The following is a 733-nucleotide window of genomic DNA, read 5'->3' on the forward strand; positions in this document are numbered from 1 at the left end:
TATGGACCCGCCTTTAATGCTTTAGTTGCATCCGGTCTGTTAGGTTATGTGAGTGATGGCAAACAAACCACTATTGGTTTTGATGGGAATAGATATGACTTTGTAAGCAGAATTATTGGCGGCAATGGCTATACCTACGGGACACTCCCTGCTGGCAGTAACGTTTGGACAGAATGGTTGAGAGTGGCTACAAATCCCATAAGTTCCCATACCTGTCTTGGAGACGCGGGCGATAAGTGTAACGTGCGTTATGGCTCATCTCATCGTGAACAAGTTCCTTCAAGTAAATCATGGAGTAAAAAATGAAACAAACCTTAAAATTATTAAGTGCTGTAACTCTATTCAGTATCGCTGGATGTCAGTTTAATAAGCCTCCTTCAGGATACTTGACTGCTTGGGAGAAGCCAGGAGCAGATTTTACTGAAATAGGAAAAGCATTATTAGAATGTGGTATGCCAACGCCTTATGATGTATTTCCAGAAAATAGAAAGCAGAGCATCAATGCAAAAGCAACAACTTATGCTTGCATGATTCAATCAGGATTCCGCTATAAAGATGAAGAAGTAGAAAGAGCGGGAGGGTGGTGTTATACTTTTAGAGCCGAAAACTTGCCCATTTGTCGTCCAGGTGCTGTGATCCCGAGGCCCAGTGTCAAGAAGCGCTTAAACAGCCCTTTTTGTAAAAAATATAAAAACGCACCTGAATGCAAACCTTAAGTGTTTCTATTGGTGAT

Annotated in this window: 1 protein-coding gene and 1 pseudogene; both read left to right on the plus strand. The window is 41.6% G+C overall.

All coding sequences use genetic code 11. The annotated features are described in order from the left end of the window. Window positions 1-306, plus strand: a pseudogene (locus ACFILZ_RS10045) (filamentous hemagglutinin); the annotation flags it as partial. Further along, the gene (locus ACFILZ_RS10050; RefSeq protein WP_375611080.1) at window positions 303-716 is read left to right on the plus strand and encodes a hypothetical protein; all 414 of its coding nucleotides are present in this window, start codon (window positions 303-305) and stop codon (window positions 714-716) included. The pseudogene ACFILZ_RS10045 and the gene ACFILZ_RS10050, both read left to right, overlap by 4 nt. Window positions 717-733 lie beyond the last annotated feature (17 nt).

The sequence above is a fragment of the Bartonella sp. AP40SXNS genome, from assembly GCF_042195825.1.
Classification (GTDB): Bacteria; Pseudomonadota; Alphaproteobacteria; order Rhizobiales; family Rhizobiaceae; genus Bartonella.

Excerpts from the sequence above, each read along its gene's own strand:
- ACFILZ_RS10050 (WP_375611080.1), top strand. The coding sequence starts at position 303 with ATGAAACAAACCTTAAAATTATTAAGTGCTGTAACTCTATTCAGTATC.